The following is a 17,171-nucleotide window of genomic DNA, read 5'->3' on the forward strand; positions in this document are numbered from 1 at the left end:
TCACATGAAACCGAACGGCGAGGTGGTCGTCGACGTACTGGGGACCGCCGTGCACGTGGTGGTCTCCCGTCCTGACGCGGCGGCGGCGCCCGCCCCGGTCGTCGTGCTGTGCGGGGGGCTCGCCTCGACGTGGCACGACTGGATCGACGTGTCCGCGCTGCTGGTGGCGGCCGGCCACACGACGGTGGCCATCGATCGACCAGGCTTCGGCGACAGCGAACCTCTGCCTCCGGACCGGGTGCCGACGGTGCACGAGGAGGCCGATCGCATCCTCGCCGTCCTGGACGCCCTCGCGATGACGGACCCCGTGGTCCTGGTGGGGCACTCGATGGCCGGCTTCTACGTCGAGGGCTTCGCGCGGTCGTACCCCGCGCGCACGGCGGGGCTCGTGCTGCTCGACTCGAGCGTCGAGAAGTCGCCGTCGGCCCTGGTGCCGCCGCGCATCCGCATTCCGGTGACTCGCGTGATCGCCCGCATCGTCTCGGCCGCCGGTCTGCAACGGTTGCTCGCCGATCCGGTGCGCCACGTCCTGACGCAGGCCATTCCCCCGGACGGGTACGCGCCCGACCGGGTCGACGATCTCCGCCGCATCTACCGCGATCCCTCCTATCTGGAGGCCGCCGCGATCGAGTACGCGGTGTACGCCGACATGGCCCTCGAGTTGAACCGCCTGCGCCGCACGACGCCCGTTCCGTCCGTCCCCGTCATCGTGGCCGCCGCGCACACGGGACGACGGACCCCGTGGGGAGCGCAGTGGTTGCGGCGCCAGCAGCGTCTGGCCCGCTACCTCGGCGGCCGCTTCGCCGTGGTGTCCCCGTCGCACCACCACGCCATGATCGATCAGCCCCGGCGAGTCGCGGCGCTGGTGAGAACTGTCTCCACCGGCTGAACGCCGCGCGAGCGCACACTGGAGAGATGAATCCTCTGCGCACGGTCCAGACCCGAGTGGGCGAGACCATCTTCGCGCGGGTCGCGGGCGACGAGGGCCCCGCTCGACGCGACCGGATCCACCTGGCCGAGGGGCCGCGTCGGTACGGCCCCGATTCGGCGATCCAGCGCGTCCACGCCGATGCGTCGATGTTCGTCGGCGGAATGCGCGCCCTGCTCCTGCAGTCGTTGCACCCGCTGGCGATGGCTGCCGTGGACGAGCACTCCGGCTACCGCGGCGACCCGTGGGGCCGTCTGCAACGCACCAGCACGTTCCTCGCCGAGACCACGTTCGGCACCATCGAGGACGCGCAGCGCGCCGTGCGAATCGTGCGCGCCGTGCACAAGCGCATCACGGGAGTCGCGCCGGACGGGCGGCCGTACGCCGCGTCGGATCCGCACCTGCTGCGGTGGGTCCACGTCGCGGAGATCGACAGCTTCCTGCGCGCGCACGATCGTTACGGTGCCCGACCTCTCGATGCCGGCGGCCGCGACGCCTACGTCCGGGAGTCGGCCTGGGTCGCTCGCGGGCTCGGCGCCGAGGACGTGCCCGAGACGGTCGACGAGCTGAACGAGATGCTGGCGATGTACCGGCCCGAACTGCGCGGCACTCCCGCAGCACGTCGCACGGCCCGCTTCATCCTGCTCAACCCACCGATTCCGTTGGCAGTACGCCCCGCCTACGGGTTGCTGTCGTCGGTGGCGGTGTCGATGATGCCGCGCTGGACCCGCTTCCCCCTCCGGTTGCCCTACCTTCCGATCACCGAGGCCACCGCCGTGCGCGCGAGCGGCATCGCCGTCACCACCGCCATCCGGTGGGCACTGGGCGCGGGCCCGACGGCGCAGGACGAGCTGACTCGCACCACGGCGTGACGCAGCGTCCGAACCGTGTGCATCTCAGCGGTCCATCCGACCTGACCGCGACAGACCGGCCAGCGCTGGTGCCGCGGCCCTCATCGACTGCTGGTCGTGGCGTGACAGGACTTCACCGGCGTCACGAACGCGCTCGTGTCTCAGGGTCATGACATTTCTCCTGGTAGCGGGAGAAGTGGCAGCTCGGGGAGCGGCGTGTGAGCGGGGCCGACGGCCTCACTTTCACTTCCAGTGCCGCCAGGCCAGCAGCCGGCGGACAGAGAAGGATTCCGCGACGTTTTCCTCACTCCTCCTCGGGTATGCGCCCGCCACGCAGACCTGAGGAGTGGTGGACGTGAGCATCGTCGAGACAGCGCGCAACGCGGTGAAGGCGGCAGCCGAGACCGCGCTGCAGAACCCCGCAGTGCAGAAGGTGACCGGCCGCGGTGAGGCCGAGTCCGCCGGGCCCGTGACCCTGACCATCGCCGTGGACGTTCCCACCGCGCGCGCCTTCTGGACGGACACCCCACAGTTGTCCCGCGTGCTGGGCGACATCGCCTCGGTGTCGGACGACGGCGGGGACGTGGTCACGTGGACCGTCTCCGACGGGAACGACGTCGCCGTCGCGGTGGAGACCACGCGGTCGGCCGACGACCACGGAGTGCGGTTCACCCGCCGCGACGACAGCGGCGACCTCGCTGTCGTGCGCTTCGCCGAGGCTCCGCTCGACCTCGGGACCGAGGTGACGCTGGAGCTCGGTCTCCCCCTCCCCGACGTCGCGGCGCGCATCGCGGCCTACAAGATCCTCTACCGCGCTCGGGCACTGCTGCAGACGGGCGAGATCCCGACACTCGTGCCCACTCCGTCCGCCCGACCGAGCGAGAAGTAGGAGACCGACATGCGTGCACTCTGCTGGACCGGCGTGAACACCCTGTCCGTCGAGACCGTGGACGATCCTGTGATCGTCAATCCCCACGACGCCGTTCTGGAGGTGTCGGTGACGACGACGTGCGGGTCCGACCTGCACTTCCTGAGCGGCTACCTCCCCGGCATGCGGGAGGGCGACGTCATCGGCCACGAGTTCATGGGCCGGGTGGTCGAGGTCGGCGCGGAGGTGACGGCCACGAGTGTGGGATCCCGCGTGGTGGTGCCGTCGTTCATCGCGTGCAACAACTGCTGGTACTGCGACCACGAGCAGTACTCACTGTGCGACACCACCAACCCGAACGCGGATCTGCAGCGACCGATCATGGGCTATCCCACCGGCGGCATCTACGGCTACACGCATCCGTTCGGCGGCTACCAGGGGTCGCACGCGCAGTACATTCGCGTGCCGTTCGCCGATCAGAACTGCTTCGCCGTTCCCGACGGCGTGACCGACGAGCAGGCGCTGTTCGCCTCGGACGCGATTCCCACCGGGTACATGGGTGCGGACTTCTGCTCGATCACCGGCGGGGAGACGATTGCCGTGTGGGGAGCGGGAGGCGTCGGCCTGATGGCGGCGCGCAGTGCACAGCTGATGGGGGCCGGCCGCGTGATCGTCGTCGACCGGATCCCGGAGCGACTGGCCATGGCGCGCGACGAGATCGGTGCCGAGACCGTCGACTACACCGCCTCGGACAGCGTCACCGACGAGATCCGCGAGATGACCGGCGGCCGCGGGCCCGACGCGGTGATCGAGGCCGTCGGCATGGAGGGCCACGGCACCGGTGTCGGCCAGATCTACGACAAGGCGAAGCAGGCGCTGCGCCTCGAGAGCGACCGCGCGACGGCGCTGCGGGAGGCGATCCGGACGGTCCGCAAGGGCGGCGTCGTCTCGGTGCTCGGCGTCTACGGTGTCACCGACAAGTTTCCCATGGGTCTGGTCATGAACAAGGGCCTCACGCTGCGCTCCGCACAGCAGCACGGACAGCGGTACGTCCCGCGTCTTCTGGACCACCTGCAGTCCGGCGAGCTGGACCCGACATTCCTGATAACGCACGACATGTCGCTCGAGGAATCACCCGCGGGGTACGCGATCTTCAAGGAGAAGGCGGACAACTGCGTCCGGGCGATCTTCCGGCCGTGACCGGTGGCATCATGCGGGAGTGACGCGTGACGTATCTGCCCACCTCGACGTGACCGTCGTCGACCCCAGCAACCTCGAGTTCCAGATCGCGGTCGCCGAACTGCCGGGGACGACGGTCACCGAGTCGCTGTCGTTCCGGCTCGACGGCGAGGAGATCACGCCCACGGTGATCCGCGCGGAGACCGGCGGGCGCATCCACCGATTCGATTGTGGGCGTGGTCAACTCGTCGTCGACTACCGCGCCCGCGTGGAGGGCGAGGCGGATCCCGCCCCGGTGGTCGAGCGGGACCTGTCGGTCTACCTGCGGCCGAGCCGCTACAGCGAGTCGGACAAGTTTCTGGGCTTCGCCGAGACCGAGTTCGGGCGCTACACCTCCGACGCCGACGTGCTCGAGCGCGTCTCAGCCTGGGTCGGCCGCCGTCTGCGCTACGTCCCCGGCAGCAGTGACCCCATCGACGGCGCCACCGACACCCTCCTCGCGGGTAGCGGAGTCTGCCGCGACTACACGCATCTCGTCGTCGCGTTGCTGCGGGCGATGACGGTGCCGGCCCGCCTCGTCGCGGTCTACGCGCCCGGCTGCGACCCGATGGACTTCCACGCGGTCGCGGAGGCCTACGTCGACGGCGTCTGGCGCGTCGTCGACGCGACCCGGCTGGCCCCACGGCAGAGCCTCGTGCGCATCGCCACCGGGCGGGACGCGTCCGACACCGCGTTCCTCGACAACCACGACGGGTACATCGTTCTGGACCGCATGCAGGTCATGGCCACGGTGGACGGGATGCTCCCCTACGACGACGTGCACGAACTCGTGTCCATGCGCTGATCGTGATCACCTTCCGGCGGGTCACCGAGGACGACTTCCCGCTGCTCGCGCGATGGTTGTCGCACCCGCACGTGGCGCGGTGGTGGAACCACGAGGTCACCGCCGAGGCCGTCGCCCGCGACTTCGGAGCGTCCGCCCGCGGCGAGGAGCCGTCCGAGGACGTGCTGGCTCTCGACGACGGAACCCCCGTCGGCCTGCTCCAGCGCGCCCGGTGGCACGACTACCCGGAGTACGTCGACGAGCTGGCGCCGTTCTGGGCGGTGCCCGCGGAGGCCGTCACCATCGACTACCTCATCGGCGAGGCGCACCTCGTCGGGCACGGCCTCGGCACCCGCGTGCTGATCGAGTTCACGGCCGACACGTGGCGGCGGTACCCGAGCGCGACGTGCGTCGTCGTGCCGGTGGCCACGGGCAACGTGGCGTCGTGGCGGGCGCTCGAAAAGGCCGGGTACCGACGTGTCGCCGAGGCCCACCTCACCCCGGACAATCCGATCGACCCCACCGACCACGTGGTGATGGCGATCGACCGCCCGGCTCGATGACGAGGGCCTAGTCTCCTCGGTCATGGAGCATCCCGTGCGATTCCGCGACGACGATCCGTTGTTGGCCACGGTGCGGGAACGAGCCCTGCGCCTGCCGGGCGCCACCGAGAAGGTCTCCCACGGCCGCCCCAACTTCCGCACCACGAAGGTCTTCGCGATCTACGGCGCCACGGTGAAGGGGGATCACCCCTCCACCCGCTGGGATCGGTCGCTGCAGGTCCTGCCCGACACCGACGAGCGAGCGGCGCTGCTGGACGACGAGCGATTCTTCGAGCCCGCATACACCGCGGCGAGCGGCTGGGTGGGACTCGACCTGACGATCGGGACCCCCGACTGGACCGAGGTCGACGAACTGCTCGACATGTCGTTCCGGCGGACGGCGCCGGCACGGCTGGTGGCAGCACTCGGAACGCTCTCGTGACCGTGAGACAGTGGCCGCTGTGCAACTGCTGCTGATCCGCCACGCTCTCCCGCTGCGTTCCGACGCGGATGCCGATCCCGCCCTCGCACCGCTGGGACTCGAGCAGGCCGCGCGCGTGCCCGACGGGCTGCGCGCCCATCGGCTCGCGCGCATCGTCAGCAGTCCACAACTGCGCGCCCGGCAGACCGCGGAACCGCTCGCCGCGGACACCGGACTCCCGGTGGACGTGCTCGACGGTCTGGCGGAGTACGACCGCGACTTCCCGGGTTACCTCCCCATCGAGGAGGCGCGCGAGAAGTTCCCCGCCGAGTTCGAGCGCATCAAGGCCGGGCATCTTCCGAGCGCGGTGGACGCCGACGCCTTCCGCCGACGGGTGTTCGACGACATCGCCTCGGTGGTGCGGGACGCGGAGCCGGAGGACACGGTCGCGATCTTCGCCCACGGCGGGGTGATCAACGTCCACCTGCAGGATCTGCTCGGCACCGCCATGCCTCTGACCTTCCCGATCGACTACGTCTCGGTCACGCGAATACTGTTCTCGCGCAGCGGCAGACGTACGGTAGCGTCGGTGAACGAGACGCAGCACGTGTGGGATCTGCTCCCCCGCAACCGGGCGCGATCCTCACCGACTTCTTAATCGCGCAGGTCACCGGGCATTACGGGCGCGATCGGCGCTCGGCACGGTCCGTCGAGCGCGTCGGCACCGGTTAGCCTGAGCAGTATCATGACTTCTCCCTCAGCACACGGTGCCCCGCGTTCGGGTCTCGTCGCCACGTTGTCGCGGCCCGTGATCGTCGTTCTCGTGATCGCCCTCCCCCTGCTCCTGGCCGGCCTCTACGCGTCGTTCAGCGGGAACGACGTCGTTCCCCTGGCTTCGCAGAGCAGTTCCGAGACCACCACCTCGGCAGACGGTTCCGAGGGCACGGACGGCGGCACCCCCGCCGCGGGAGACCCGCTGGCGAAGACGCGCTCGGCTCTCACCCAGACGCAGCTGCCCCTGAGCCTGCTCAGCGGTGGACTCACTCAGCTGACCGACGCGGCGCCGCAGCTCACCGACGGAGTCACCCAGCTCTCCGACGGCCTCGGGCAGGCGCGCACCGGGTCCCAGCAGCTCGCGGACGGCAACTCTCAGCTGGCCGGCGGACTCGTGCAGCTGCAGGGCGGAGTGGGCCAGCTCGGTGACGGCGCCGTGCAGATCAGCGGCGGCGTGAACCAGCTGACGACGCCCCTGCTGGCGCTCGGCGAGAAGCAGGCCCAGGTCACCTCGTCCATCGCGGACGTCGCGAACCGCATCGAGGTGCTGAACAACCCGATCACCACCGACGCGGCACGGCAGCTGCGTGAGCTCATCGACACGCTGAACGCGCAAGGCATCGGCCCCGACACCGTCTCCCAGATCAACCAGCTGCGCGACGGCGCCGCCCTGCTCGCGTTCCAGCTCGACGATCCGTCCAGTGAGTTCGTCACCGGCGTGAACACCGCCGTCGACGGCAGCGCGCTGCTCTCCACGGGCGCCGGCCAGCTGAACGACGGCATCATCCAGCTCGACGACGGTGGCAAGCAGCTGAAGGCGGGCACCGACCAGATCACGACCGGCATCGAGCCGATCGGCGGCGTCGTCAGCAGCCTGCAGACCAACGTGAAGACCGCGCAGACCTCGCTGCCCGCGGCCAACGCAGTAGCGGCGACCACGACAACCGACGAGAACGGTCAGACGCAGACCACCCTCGTCGTGCAGGGAAGCACCCCGTCGAACTACTACCTGATCGCGGCACTGGTGGCCGTGGCCGCGGCTGCCGCTGTGAGCCTGATGCGCCTGCTGACGCGTCGGGACCGCGTGGCGCGCATCGCACCCGTCCTCGGGGCCCTCGCGGTCACCGCAGCTGCGGGTATCGCCTACTGGTTCGTCGGCGACGGTCTCAGCTTCGGCTCGCTCCTCGGCGGCATCGTCTTCCTGTTCCTGGGTTCTGCGGCGTTCCTCGCCGCGGCGGGCGCCGTGCAGATGGCGTTCGGCCGTGCCGTCGGCCAGTCGATCAACCTGGTGCTGCTGCTCGTCCAGCTGGTCCTGGCAGGCGGAGCCCTGGTGGGGTCGCCCGACAGCTCCGTCTTCGGCAAGGCCGCGTCCTTCACGCCCGTCGGGTGGCTCGCCGCCGGGCTCGAGCGCATCGCGGCGGACGCCATGGACTCGACCGGCTGGCTCGCCGTCCTCGTGATGGTCGCCCTGCTCGCGGTGTCCGGTCTCGTCTACTCGCTCGTCGCCCGGTCCGACCCGGAGGACGACCGCGCGGCCTACCGGGACGAACCGCGCCTCGCCTGACTCAGGCGGGCGTCAACGGGTGGATCGCCAGGGCGCCCAGCTTGGCGCCGTGGCGACCCATGACGTCGGCCATGTGCGGTGACGCCATGTGCCCGTCGAGGGCCGCCTGGTCCCGCCACACCTCGACGGTGACGATGGTGTCGGGCGCCGCGTTCGAGGTGTAGACGTCGTACTCCAGGCAGCCGTCCTCCTCGCGCGTGAGAACGGCGAACTGCCGCATCGCCTCCAGCACCTCGTCGAAGCCGTCCGTCACCGGAATGGTGGCCACCACGTGCAGATCACTCATCGTCGTTCTCGTCTCGCTCGTTCGTCATCGGTCCACCCGAACGTACGGCGAGGAGCGGCGGCGGGCGTCGGTTATCGCCCGACTGCCCCCTGACGACTCAGCCCTGGAACCCCTCGTCGTTCTCGAAGGCCGTGACGACGGCCGCCAGATCGTCGGCGCCGTGCCCCGCGACGCTCGCGTCCACGTACGCACTGCGCACGGCCTGCAGCAGGCGGGAGGTGCGCGGATCCACCGCATCGATCATCAGGTCGACGTCCTTGACCACGCCGTCGATCCCGAACGACGGGGTGAAGTCGCGCTCGATCATCGAGCGGCCCTTCATCTGTGTGTACGGCGCGTTGATCGGACCACCGTCGAGCGCCTCGAGGACGAGCGAGGGCTCCAGGCCCAGTTCCGACGCCATCGCGAGTGACTGCGCCGTGGCCGCCGTGAGCGTGGACACCATCGCGTTGCACGCCAGTTTGAGCGCACTCGCCCGGCCGGGCGCCGTCCCCGCGTTCACGATCTTCACCGTCAACGACTCGAGCACCGGGCGCACCGACTCGAGCGCCTCGGCGGGTCCGGAGGCCAGCGCCGTCAGCTTGCCCGACTCCGCCGGCTCCTTGGTCCCCAGCATCGGGCAGTCGAGAAAGGCGACCCCGTGGTGCTGCGCCAGATCGGCCAGCCGTCGGGCGCCGGCCGGACCGACGGTCGCGGACTGGACCCACACGGCGCCGTCCTTCACCGCTGACAGGAAGGTGGTGGCCGTGTCCGCGGTGGCCGACTCGTCGTAGAGCATCGTGACGATCACGTCGGCGTCGGCGACGCAGGCCGCCGGATCGTCCGTGACGGTCGCCCCCTGGTCCTTCAGCGGCGCCGCGCGATCGGCGTTGCGGTTCCACACCGTCACCTCGTGGTCGTCGCGGAGCAGAGACCCCGCCATGCCCGCGCCCATCGTTCCGGTTCCCAGTACTGCCACCCGCATGTTCGTTCCCTCTCACCGGCTGGAGCGGATTCTTTACCGACCCGCTCCGTGTGTTGCAATGCAGGGTGTTCCCCTCACGGAGCACCACCACACGCACTCGCGAACGGATCACGCATGACCAGCACCGACACGCCCGCCACCGAACGGGCGGGGCGTCGCGAGTGGTGGGGTCTCGCCGTCCTCGTCGTCCCCATCGTCCTCGTCTCGATGGACATGTCGGTCCTATACCTCGCCCTGCCCTCGCTGACCGAGGACCTCCAGCCGAGCAGCTCGCAGCAGCTGTGGATCCTCGACATCTACAGCTTCATGCTCGCCGGCCTACTGGTCACGATGGGCTCGCTCGGCGACCGCATCGGCACCCGTCGGCTGCTCATGATCGGGTCGCTCGTCTTCGGCATCGCGTCCGTCGCCGCCGCCTTCTCGCACACCCCGGAGGCCCTCATCGCCTCGCGGGTGCTTCTCGGGATCGGCGGCGCCACCCTCGCGCCGTCGACACTGTCGTTGCTCCGCAAGCTCTTCGTCGACCCCGTGCAGCGCGGTGTCGCCATCGGGATCTGGACGGCCGGATTCGCCGGCGGTGGCTCGTTCGGCCCGGTCATCGCGGGCGCGCTGCTCGAGTACTTCTGGTGGGGCTCGGTGTTCCTCATCAACATCCCGATCATGGTGGTCCTGCTGATCGCCGCGCCGGTGATGCTGCCCGAGGCGAAGAACCCGAACCCCGGCCGCTTCGACCTGCCCGCCGTCGGCGCCTCGATCGTCGCGATGCTCGGTATCGTCTACGCGCTCAAGCACGCCGCGCAGAACGGCCTCGACTGGCAGGTGGCCGCCGCGCTCGCGGTGGGGCTCCTGGTCGGCTGGTGGTTCGTGCGACGTCAACGCGCGAGCACGCACCCGGTCATCGAGTTCGACCTGTTCCGCACCCCGGCCTTCTCCGTCGCGGTGATCGTCATCCTCGTGTCGGTCTTCATCATCACGGGCTTCAATCTGATGCTGTCGCAGTATCTTCAGCTCGTCATGGGGCTCGGAACCCTCGAGGCGGGACTGTGGTCGCTGATCCCGGCGATCGCGACGGCCACCGCCTCACTGACGGCCCCCCTGATCATGAAACGCCGCCCGCCGGCCGTCATCCTCGTCGGCGCCATCTCCGTCATGTTCGTCGGTGCCGTCGTGATCGGTGCGGTGGCCCTCCCCTCGGACGTCGGGTCGGGCGCCACGCTCGCGATCCTGCTGTGCGGCATGGTGATCGCTGCGTTCGGTGTGGGTACCGGCACGACGTTCGGCTCGGATCGGGTGCTCGCCACCGCGGCACCGGAGAAGGCGGGCGCGGCCGGTGCCGTGTCGGAGACGGGCGCGGAACTCGGTGGGGCACTGGGCATCGCCGTGCTCGGCTCCATCAGCGTGGCCACATACCGCCTGGTGCTGGGGCCCGCCGACACGTCCGGAGACGGCACGCTCGCCGGCACCCTGGCCGAAGCCGGCCGGATGTCACCCGACGTCGGGCCCGACCTCGCGTCCCGCGCCCGCGAGGCGTACGTGGACGGCATCGTCGCCGCGTCCGGGGCCACGCTCGTCACGCTGCTGATCGCCGGCAGCGCGGCCGCCGTCCTGTTCCGTCGAGCGCGCTGACGCACCGACTCCCGACACAGAGCACCCCCTGCAGCAGGCTGCAGGGGGTGCTCGGTTCCTACCGGGGGTGTGGGCTCGCTACCGCTGGGGTGCCTGGGTGGGCACGATCGGCGCGGGCAGCGCCGTCTTTCCCATGAGGAACGAATCGACCGCGGACGCGCAGGAGCGGCCCTCGGCGATGGCCCACACGATGAGCGACTGACCGCGGCCCATGTCGCCGGCCACGAAGACACCATCGACGTTGGTGTTCCACTTGTCGGTCCGCGACACGTTGCCGCGCTCGTTGAGGTTCACCCCGAGATCGGTGAGCAGGCCCGGCTTCTCGGGTCCGGTGAAGCCCATCGCGAGGAACACGATGTCGGCCTCGAGGTGGAAGTCCGACCCCTCGACCTTGGCGAAGCGACCGTCCTTGAACTCGACCTCGTGCGCGTCGAGTCCGGTGACCATGCCGTTCTCGCCCGTGAAGCGCTCCGTGTTGACGGAGAAGACGCGCTCGCCACCCTCCTCGTGAGCCGAGGACACGCGGTAGACCAGCGGGTACGTCGGCCACGGGGTGGATCCGGCGCGCTCCTCCGGCGGGCGGGGCATGATCTCGAACTGGTGGACGCTGGCCGCGCCCTGACGGTGCGACGTGCCGAGGCAGTCCGCGCCGGTGTCGCCGCCGCCGATGATGACGACCTTCTTGCCCTTCGCCGTGATGGGCGGCTGGCCGTACTGGTCGACGACGTCGTCGCCGAGCTGAACACGGTTGGCCCAGGGCAGGAACTCCATCGCCTGATGGATGCCGCCGTACTCGCGGCCGGGGACCTCGAGGTCGCGGGCCTTGGTGGCACCGCCCGACAGGACGACCGAGTCGAACTCCTCTCGGAGCTCGTCCGCGGTGATGTCGACACCGACGTCGACACCGGTTCGGAAGATGGTGCCCTCGGCCTCCATCTGCGCCAACCGGCGATCGATGTGGCGCTTCTCCATCTTGAACTCGGGGATGCCGTAGCGCAGGAGTCCGCCGATGCGATCCGCTCGCTCGAACACGGTGACGGTGTGGCCGGCACGCGTGAGCTGCTGCGCTGCAGCGAGACCCGCGGGGCCGGAACCGACGACGGCCACCTTCTTGCCGGTGAGGTACGTCGGGTAGACGGGCTGGACCCATCCCTCGTCGAAGGCGCGATCGATGATCTCGACCTCGACCTGCTTGATGGTCACCGGGTCCTGGTTGATGCCCAGGACGCACGACGCCTCACACGGGGCCGGGCACAGCCGGCCCGTGAACTCCGGGAAGTTGTTGGTGGCGTGCAACCGGTCGATGCTCTCGCGCCACCGGTCCTTGTACACCAGGTCGTTCCACTCGGGGATCAGATTCCCGAGCGGGCACCCGTTGTGGCAGAACGGAATGCCACAGTCCATGCACCGGCTGGCCTGGGTGCGGAGGGTGTCCGTGGAGAAGTCCTCGTACACCTCCTTCCAGTCCATCAGGCGCAGGTCGACGGGACGCCGCGACGGGAGCTCCCGCGACGTGTTCTTCAGAAATCCTTGTGGATCACCCACGAGCTGCCTCCATGATCGCCTCGTCCACGTCCGCGCCGTTCTTCTCGGCCTCGGAGATCGCGAGCAGTACCTTCTTGTAGTCGCGGGGCATCACCTTCACGAAGTGATTGACCTGCTGCGACCAGTCCGCGAGGATGCGCTCGGCGACCTCGGACCCGGTCTCGTCACGATGCCGCGTGATCGCATCCTTGAGCCACGCGAACTCGTCACCCTGGAGCTCCTCGATGTCGACGAGCTCGGTGTTCAGGTTGTCCTCGAAGGTCGAGTTCGGGTCGAAGACGAACGCCACACCGCCGGACATGCCGGCACCGAAGTTGCGGCCGGTCTCGCCGAGAATGACGACCTTGCCACCGGTCATGTACTCGCACCCGTGGTCACCGACACCCTCGACCACCGCGACGGCGCCCGAGTTACGGACGGCGAACCGCTCACCGACGACACCGCGGATGAGCGCCTCACCCTCGGTGGCACCGAAGAGGATCACGTTGCCGGCGATGATGTTGTTCTCGGCGACGAAGCTCGAGTTGGCCTGGAGCGACGGGCGTACGACGATCCGCCCACCGGACAGACCCTTGCCGACGAAGTCGTTGGCGTCGCCCTGCAGTCGCAGCGTCATGCCCTTGGGCACGAACGCTCCGAAGCTGTTACCGGCCGATCCGGTGAAGGTGATGTCGATCGTGCCTTCCGGCAGACCGTCCTCGCCGTACGCCTTGGTGACCTCGTGACCGAGCATCGTGCCCACGGTGCGGTTCACGTTGGTGATCCGCGTCGAGAACTCGACCTTCTCGCCCTTGTCCAGTGCCTCGCGGCTCTGCGCGATGAGTTGCTGGTCGAGAGCCTTGTCCAGTGCGTGGTCCTGCGTGCCGGTGCAGTAGAGATCCTGGTTCATGAACGCCGACTCCGCGACGTCCAGGATCGGCGACAGATCGAGCTTCGACGCCTTCCAGTGATCCTTCGCCGCGGTGGTGTCCAGCAGCGCGACCTGGCCGATGGCCTCGTCGAGCGTGCGGAAACCGAACTCCGCGAGGTACTCGCGGACCTCCTCGGCGATGTACAGGAAGAAGTTCTCGACGAACTCCGGCTGACCGGCGAACCGCTTGCGCAGCAGTGGGTTCTGCGTCGCCACGCCCACCGGGCAGGTGTCGAGGTGGCAGACGCGCATCATGATGCAGCCCGAGACCACCAGCGGCGCGGTGGCGAAGCCGAACTCCTCACCACCGAGCAGCGCGGCGACCATGACGTCGCGACCGGTCTTGAGCTGACCGTCGACCTGCACGACGATGCGATCGCGAAGACCGTTGAGCAGCAACGTCTGCTGGGTCTCGGCCAGGCCGAGCTCCCACGGTGCGCCGGCGTGCTTGACCGACGTCAACGGGGTGGCGCCCGTGCCGCCGTCGTGGCCCGAGATGAGCACCACGTCCGCGTGCGCCTTGGAGACACCGGCGGCGACCGTACCGACACCGACCTCGGAGACGAGCTTCACGTGGATGCGCGCCGACGGGTTGGCGTTCTTCAGGTCGTGGATCAGCTGAGCCAGATCCTCGATCGAGTAGATGTCATGGTGCGGGGGCGGCGAGATGAGGCCGACACCCGGCGTCGAGTGACGCACCTCGGCCACCCACGGGTACACCTTGTGCGCCGGAAGCTGGCCACCCTCACCGGGCTTGGCGCCCTGCGCCATCTTGATCTGGATGTCGGTGCAGTTGGTCAGGTAGTTCGACGTGACACCGAAACGACCCGACGCGACCTGTTTGATGGCCGACCGACGCCAGTCACCGTTCTCGTCGGGGAGGAAGCGTGCGGTGTCCTCGCCGCCCTCACCCGAGTTCGAGCGACCACCGAGGCGGTTCATCGCGATGGCCAGCGTCTCGTGCGCCTCTGCCGAGATGGAGCCGTAGCTCATCGCACCCGTGGAGAAACGCTTGACGATGTCGCGTGCCGACTCGACCTCGTCGATCGGGATCGGGGTGCGACCCTCGGTCTTGAAGCGGAACAGTCCGCGCAGCGACGCGAGCCGCTCGGACTGGTCGTCCACCATGCGGGTGTACTCCTTGAACACGGAGTACTGACCGGTGCGGGTGGCGTGCTGGAGCTTGAACACCGTGTCCGGGTTGAACAGGTGGTACTCGCCCTCGCGGCGCCACTGGTACTCGCCGCCCGTCTCGAGCTCGCGGTGCGCGCGCTCGAACTTGTTGTCCAGGTACGCGACTCCGTGACGCACCGCGACGTCGGCCGCGATCTGGTCGAGGTCGATGCCGCCGAGCGGCGACTGCACGCCGTAGAAGTACTCGTCGACCAGGGCCTGCGACAGGCCGATGACCTGGAACAGCTGGGCGCCGGTGTACGAGGCGAGCGTCGAGATGCCCATCTTCGACATCACCTTCAGCACGCCCTTGCCGGCGGCCTTGATGTAGTTCTTGACGGCACTGTCGTAGTCGATGCCCTGCAGGGTGTCGCGGTCGATCATGTCCTCGATCGACTCGAACGCCATGTAGGGGTTGACCGCTGCGGCACCGAAGCCGACGAGGGTGGCCATGTGGTGGACCTCGCGGGCGTCACCGGCCTCGACGATCAGCCCCACCTTGGTGCGGGTCTTCTCCCGGACGAGGTGGTGATGCACGGCCGAGGTCAGCAGCAGCGACGGGATCGGTGCCAGCCGCTCGCTCGACTCGCGGTCGGACAGGATGACGATGCGCGCGCCGCCGTCGATCGCCGCGGAGACCTGCGAACGAATGATCTCGAGCGAACGACGTAGTCCCTCACCGCCTTCGGCGACCGGGTAGAGGCCGCGGACCACCACGGAGCGCAGTCCGTCCTGGGTGCCGTCGTCGTTGATGTGGACCAGCTTGGCCAGCTCGTCGTTGTGCAGGATCGGCGACTTCAGCACGATCTGCCGGCATGCTTCGGCACTGGGCTGCAGGAGATCCCGCTCGGGACCGATGGTGCCGCCGAGGCTGGTGACCACCTCTTCCCGGATGGCGTCCAGGGGCGGATTCGTCACCTGGGCGAACAGCTGGGAGAAGTAGTCGAACAGCATGCGCGGGCGGTTCGAGAGCACGGCGACGGGCGTGTCGGTGCCCATGGACCCGATGGCCTCGGCGCCGGCCTTGGCCATGGGAGCGACCAGCATGGTCAGTTCCTCGGTGGTGTAGCCGAAGATCTGCTGACGGATCAGCACACGGTCGTGCGTCATGTGGACGTGCGGGCGCTCGGGCAGGTCGTCGATCTCGACGAGACCCTCGTCGAGCCACTCCTGGTAGGGGTGCTCGGCGGCGAGCTCGTCCTTGATCTCGTCGTCGCTGACGATGCGGCCCTGCGCGGTGTCCACCAGGAACATGCGACCGGGCTGCAGGCGGACCTTGCGCACGATCTTCGACGGCTCGATGTCGAGGACGCCGACCTCGGACGCCATGATGACCAGGCCGTCCTCGGTGACCCAGAGACGGCTCGGACGCAGGCCGTTGCGGTCGAGGACCGCGCCGATGACGGTGCCGTCGGTGAAGCACACCGACGCCGGTCCGTCCCACGGCTCCATCAGAGTCGAGTGGTACTGGTAGAACGCCCGGCGAGCCGGATCCATCTTGTCGTGGTGCTCCCACGCCTCGGGGATCATCATCAGCACGGCGTGCGGCAGGCTGCGACCGCCGAGGTGCAGGAACTCCAACACCTCGTCGAAGCGCGCGGTGTCCGACGCTCCGTGCGTGTTCACCGGGAAGATCTTCTCGAGCTTCTCCGGGCCCCCGAAGACGTCCGACTCGATGAGGGCCTCGCGGGCACGCATCCAGTTCTCGTTGCCGGTGACGGTGTTGATCTCACCGTTGTGCGCGACACGGCGGAACGGGTGTGCCAGCGGCCAGGAGGGGAACGTGTTGGTGGAGAAGCGCGAGTGCACCAGACCGAGGGCACTGACGACGCGCTCGTCCTGCAGATCGAGGTAGAAGCCTCGCAGCTGCGGCGTCGTGAGCATGCCCTTGTAGACGATGGTCGACGGCGACAGCGACGGGAAGTACACGGACTCGCGTCCGGGACCGTCCTTGCCGGGGCCTTCGAGGCCGAGTTCGTGCTCGACGCGCTTGCGCACGACGAACGCACGGCGCTCGAGATCGATGCCGGACAGCGCACGGTCGGGAGCGGCGACGAACAGCTGGCGGAACGTCGGCATGGCGTCGCGCGCCAGCGCGCCCAGGGAGGCGTCGTCCGTCTCGATGTCGCGCCAGCCGAGAACCTCGAGGCCCTCCTCGGTCACGACACGCTCGACACCGGCGACAGCCTCGGCGGACGCGGCGCGCGCCTGCGGGAGGAACGCGATACCGGTGGCATAGGAACCCTCGGGCGGCAGATCGAAGTCGACCACGGCGCGGTAGAACGCGTCGGGGACCTGGATCAGGATGCCGGCACCGTCACCCGTGTTGGGCTCGGCACCCGCAGCGCCGCGGTGTTCGAGATTGATCAGCGCCGTGATCGCCTTGTCGACGATGTCGCGGCTCCGTCGGCCGTGCATGTCGACCACGAACGCGACACCGCAGGAGTCGTGTTCGTTGGCGGGATCGTAGAGGCCGCGCGCTGATGGGTACCGGTGTCCGGGAAGCTGCATGTGTCTTGCCTAACTGACGAGTCGAGCCAAGATCCGCGAGAGCGCGGCCACGTCCGAGATTCGACGCGAGCCACCGCGGGGCGATGCGAGAGCGGGTTCGCCGTTGAACACGCACTCCGATGGGGCTCCGGCCACTCTCGGACAACGATCCGTTCCGAGGTGGTGACCGAGTGTTTTCGGGCAGGGGCGATCCTTGTGGGTCGACC

The 17,171-nt window shown here is 69.0% G+C and carries 14 protein-coding genes; 10 read left to right on the forward strand and 4 right to left on the reverse strand.

The window, feature by feature from the left end:
• The first annotated feature begins 4 nt into the window (after window positions 1-4).
• The 9 genes from J4E04_RS00265 (at window position 5) to J4E04_RS00305 (ending at window position 7,950) form a co-directional block, all read left to right on the forward strand.
• Window positions 5-889, forward strand: coding sequence for an alpha/beta fold hydrolase (locus J4E04_RS00265; protein WP_328813915.1), 885 nt, complete (start codon window positions 5-7; stop codon window positions 887-889).
• 26 nt (window positions 890-915) lie between these two features.
• Complete coding sequence (locus J4E04_RS00270; protein ID WP_490149664.1) at window positions 916-1,800, forward strand: oxygenase MpaB family protein; 885 nt, start codon at window positions 916-918, stop codon at window positions 1,798-1,800.
• A gap of 334 nt (window positions 1,801-2,134) precedes the next feature.
• On the forward strand, window positions 2,135-2,668 hold the full coding sequence (locus J4E04_RS00275; RefSeq protein WP_490149665.1) for a hypothetical protein: 534 nt from the start codon (window positions 2,135-2,137) through the stop codon (window positions 2,666-2,668).
• A gap of 9 nt (window positions 2,669-2,677) precedes the next feature.
• Window positions 2,678-3,847: a zinc-dependent alcohol dehydrogenase gene (locus J4E04_RS00280; protein ID WP_222641384.1), complete on the forward strand. Its 1,170-nt coding sequence runs from the start codon at window positions 2,678-2,680 to the stop codon at window positions 3,845-3,847.
• Between the two features lie 19 nt (window positions 3,848-3,866).
• The gene (locus J4E04_RS00285) at window positions 3,867-4,670 is read left to right on the forward strand and encodes a transglutaminase-like domain-containing protein (protein ID WP_027505913.1); all 804 of its coding nucleotides are present in this window, start codon (window positions 3,867-3,869) and stop codon (window positions 4,668-4,670) included.
• A gap of 2 nt (window positions 4,671-4,672) precedes the next feature.
• A complete protein-coding gene (locus J4E04_RS00290; RefSeq protein ID WP_222641386.1) occupies window positions 4,673-5,212 on the forward strand; it encodes a GNAT family N-acetyltransferase in 540 nt (179 codons plus the stop codon).
• A 22-nt stretch (window positions 5,213-5,234) separates the two neighbouring features.
• On the forward strand, window positions 5,235-5,633 hold the full coding sequence (locus J4E04_RS00295; RefSeq protein WP_307096880.1) for an MmcQ/YjbR family DNA-binding protein: 399 nt from the start codon (window positions 5,235-5,237) through the stop codon (window positions 5,631-5,633).
• 19 nt (window positions 5,634-5,652) lie between these two features.
• Window positions 5,653-6,270: a histidine phosphatase family protein gene (locus J4E04_RS00300; protein ID WP_027505916.1), complete on the forward strand. Its 618-nt coding sequence runs from the start codon at window positions 5,653-5,655 to the stop codon at window positions 6,268-6,270.
• Window positions 6,271-6,357: 87 nt separating this feature from the next.
• Window positions 6,358-7,950, forward strand: a complete 1,593-nt coding sequence (locus tag J4E04_RS00305; RefSeq protein WP_490149666.1) for a phage infection protein — start codon at window positions 6,358-6,360, stop codon at window positions 7,948-7,950.
• A gap of 1 nt (window position 7,951) precedes the next feature.
• Here the strand turns inward: J4E04_RS00305 and J4E04_RS00310 are convergent, their stop codons facing one another.
• Window positions 7,952-8,236, reverse strand: a complete 285-nt coding sequence (locus tag J4E04_RS00310) for a putative quinol monooxygenase (protein WP_027505918.1) — start codon at window positions 8,234-8,236, stop codon at window positions 7,952-7,954.
• A 97-nt stretch (window positions 8,237-8,333) separates the two neighbouring features.
• Window positions 8,334-9,200: an NAD(P)-dependent oxidoreductase gene (locus tag J4E04_RS00315; protein WP_490149667.1), complete on the reverse strand. Its 867-nt coding sequence runs from the start codon at window positions 9,198-9,200 to the stop codon at window positions 8,334-8,336.
• 114 nt (window positions 9,201-9,314) lie between these two features.
• Here J4E04_RS00315 and J4E04_RS00320 point away from each other — a divergent pair, with 114 nt between their 5' ends.
• Window positions 9,315-10,826, forward strand: a complete 1,512-nt coding sequence (locus J4E04_RS00320) for an MFS transporter (protein ID WP_027505920.1) — start codon at window positions 9,315-9,317, stop codon at window positions 10,824-10,826.
• A 78-nt stretch (window positions 10,827-10,904) separates the two neighbouring features.
• Here J4E04_RS00320 and J4E04_RS00325 read toward each other — a convergent pair whose 3' ends face one another.
• Together J4E04_RS00325 and gltB are read right to left on the reverse strand one after the other, a co-directional pair.
• The gene (locus tag J4E04_RS00325) at window positions 10,905-12,371 is read right to left on the reverse strand and encodes a glutamate synthase subunit beta (protein ID WP_222647772.1); all 1,467 of its coding nucleotides are present in this window, start codon (window positions 12,369-12,371) and stop codon (window positions 10,905-10,907) included.
• The gene (gltB, locus tag J4E04_RS00330; RefSeq protein WP_222632497.1) at window positions 12,364-16,965 is read right to left on the reverse strand and encodes a glutamate synthase large subunit; all 4,602 of its coding nucleotides are present in this window, start codon (window positions 16,963-16,965) and stop codon (window positions 12,364-12,366) included. The genes J4E04_RS00325 and gltB overlap by 8 nt, the downstream gene beginning before the upstream one ends.
• Window positions 16,966-17,171: the final 206 nt, after the last annotated feature.

Source organism: Rhodococcus sp. NFXS4, assembly GCF_058139645.1.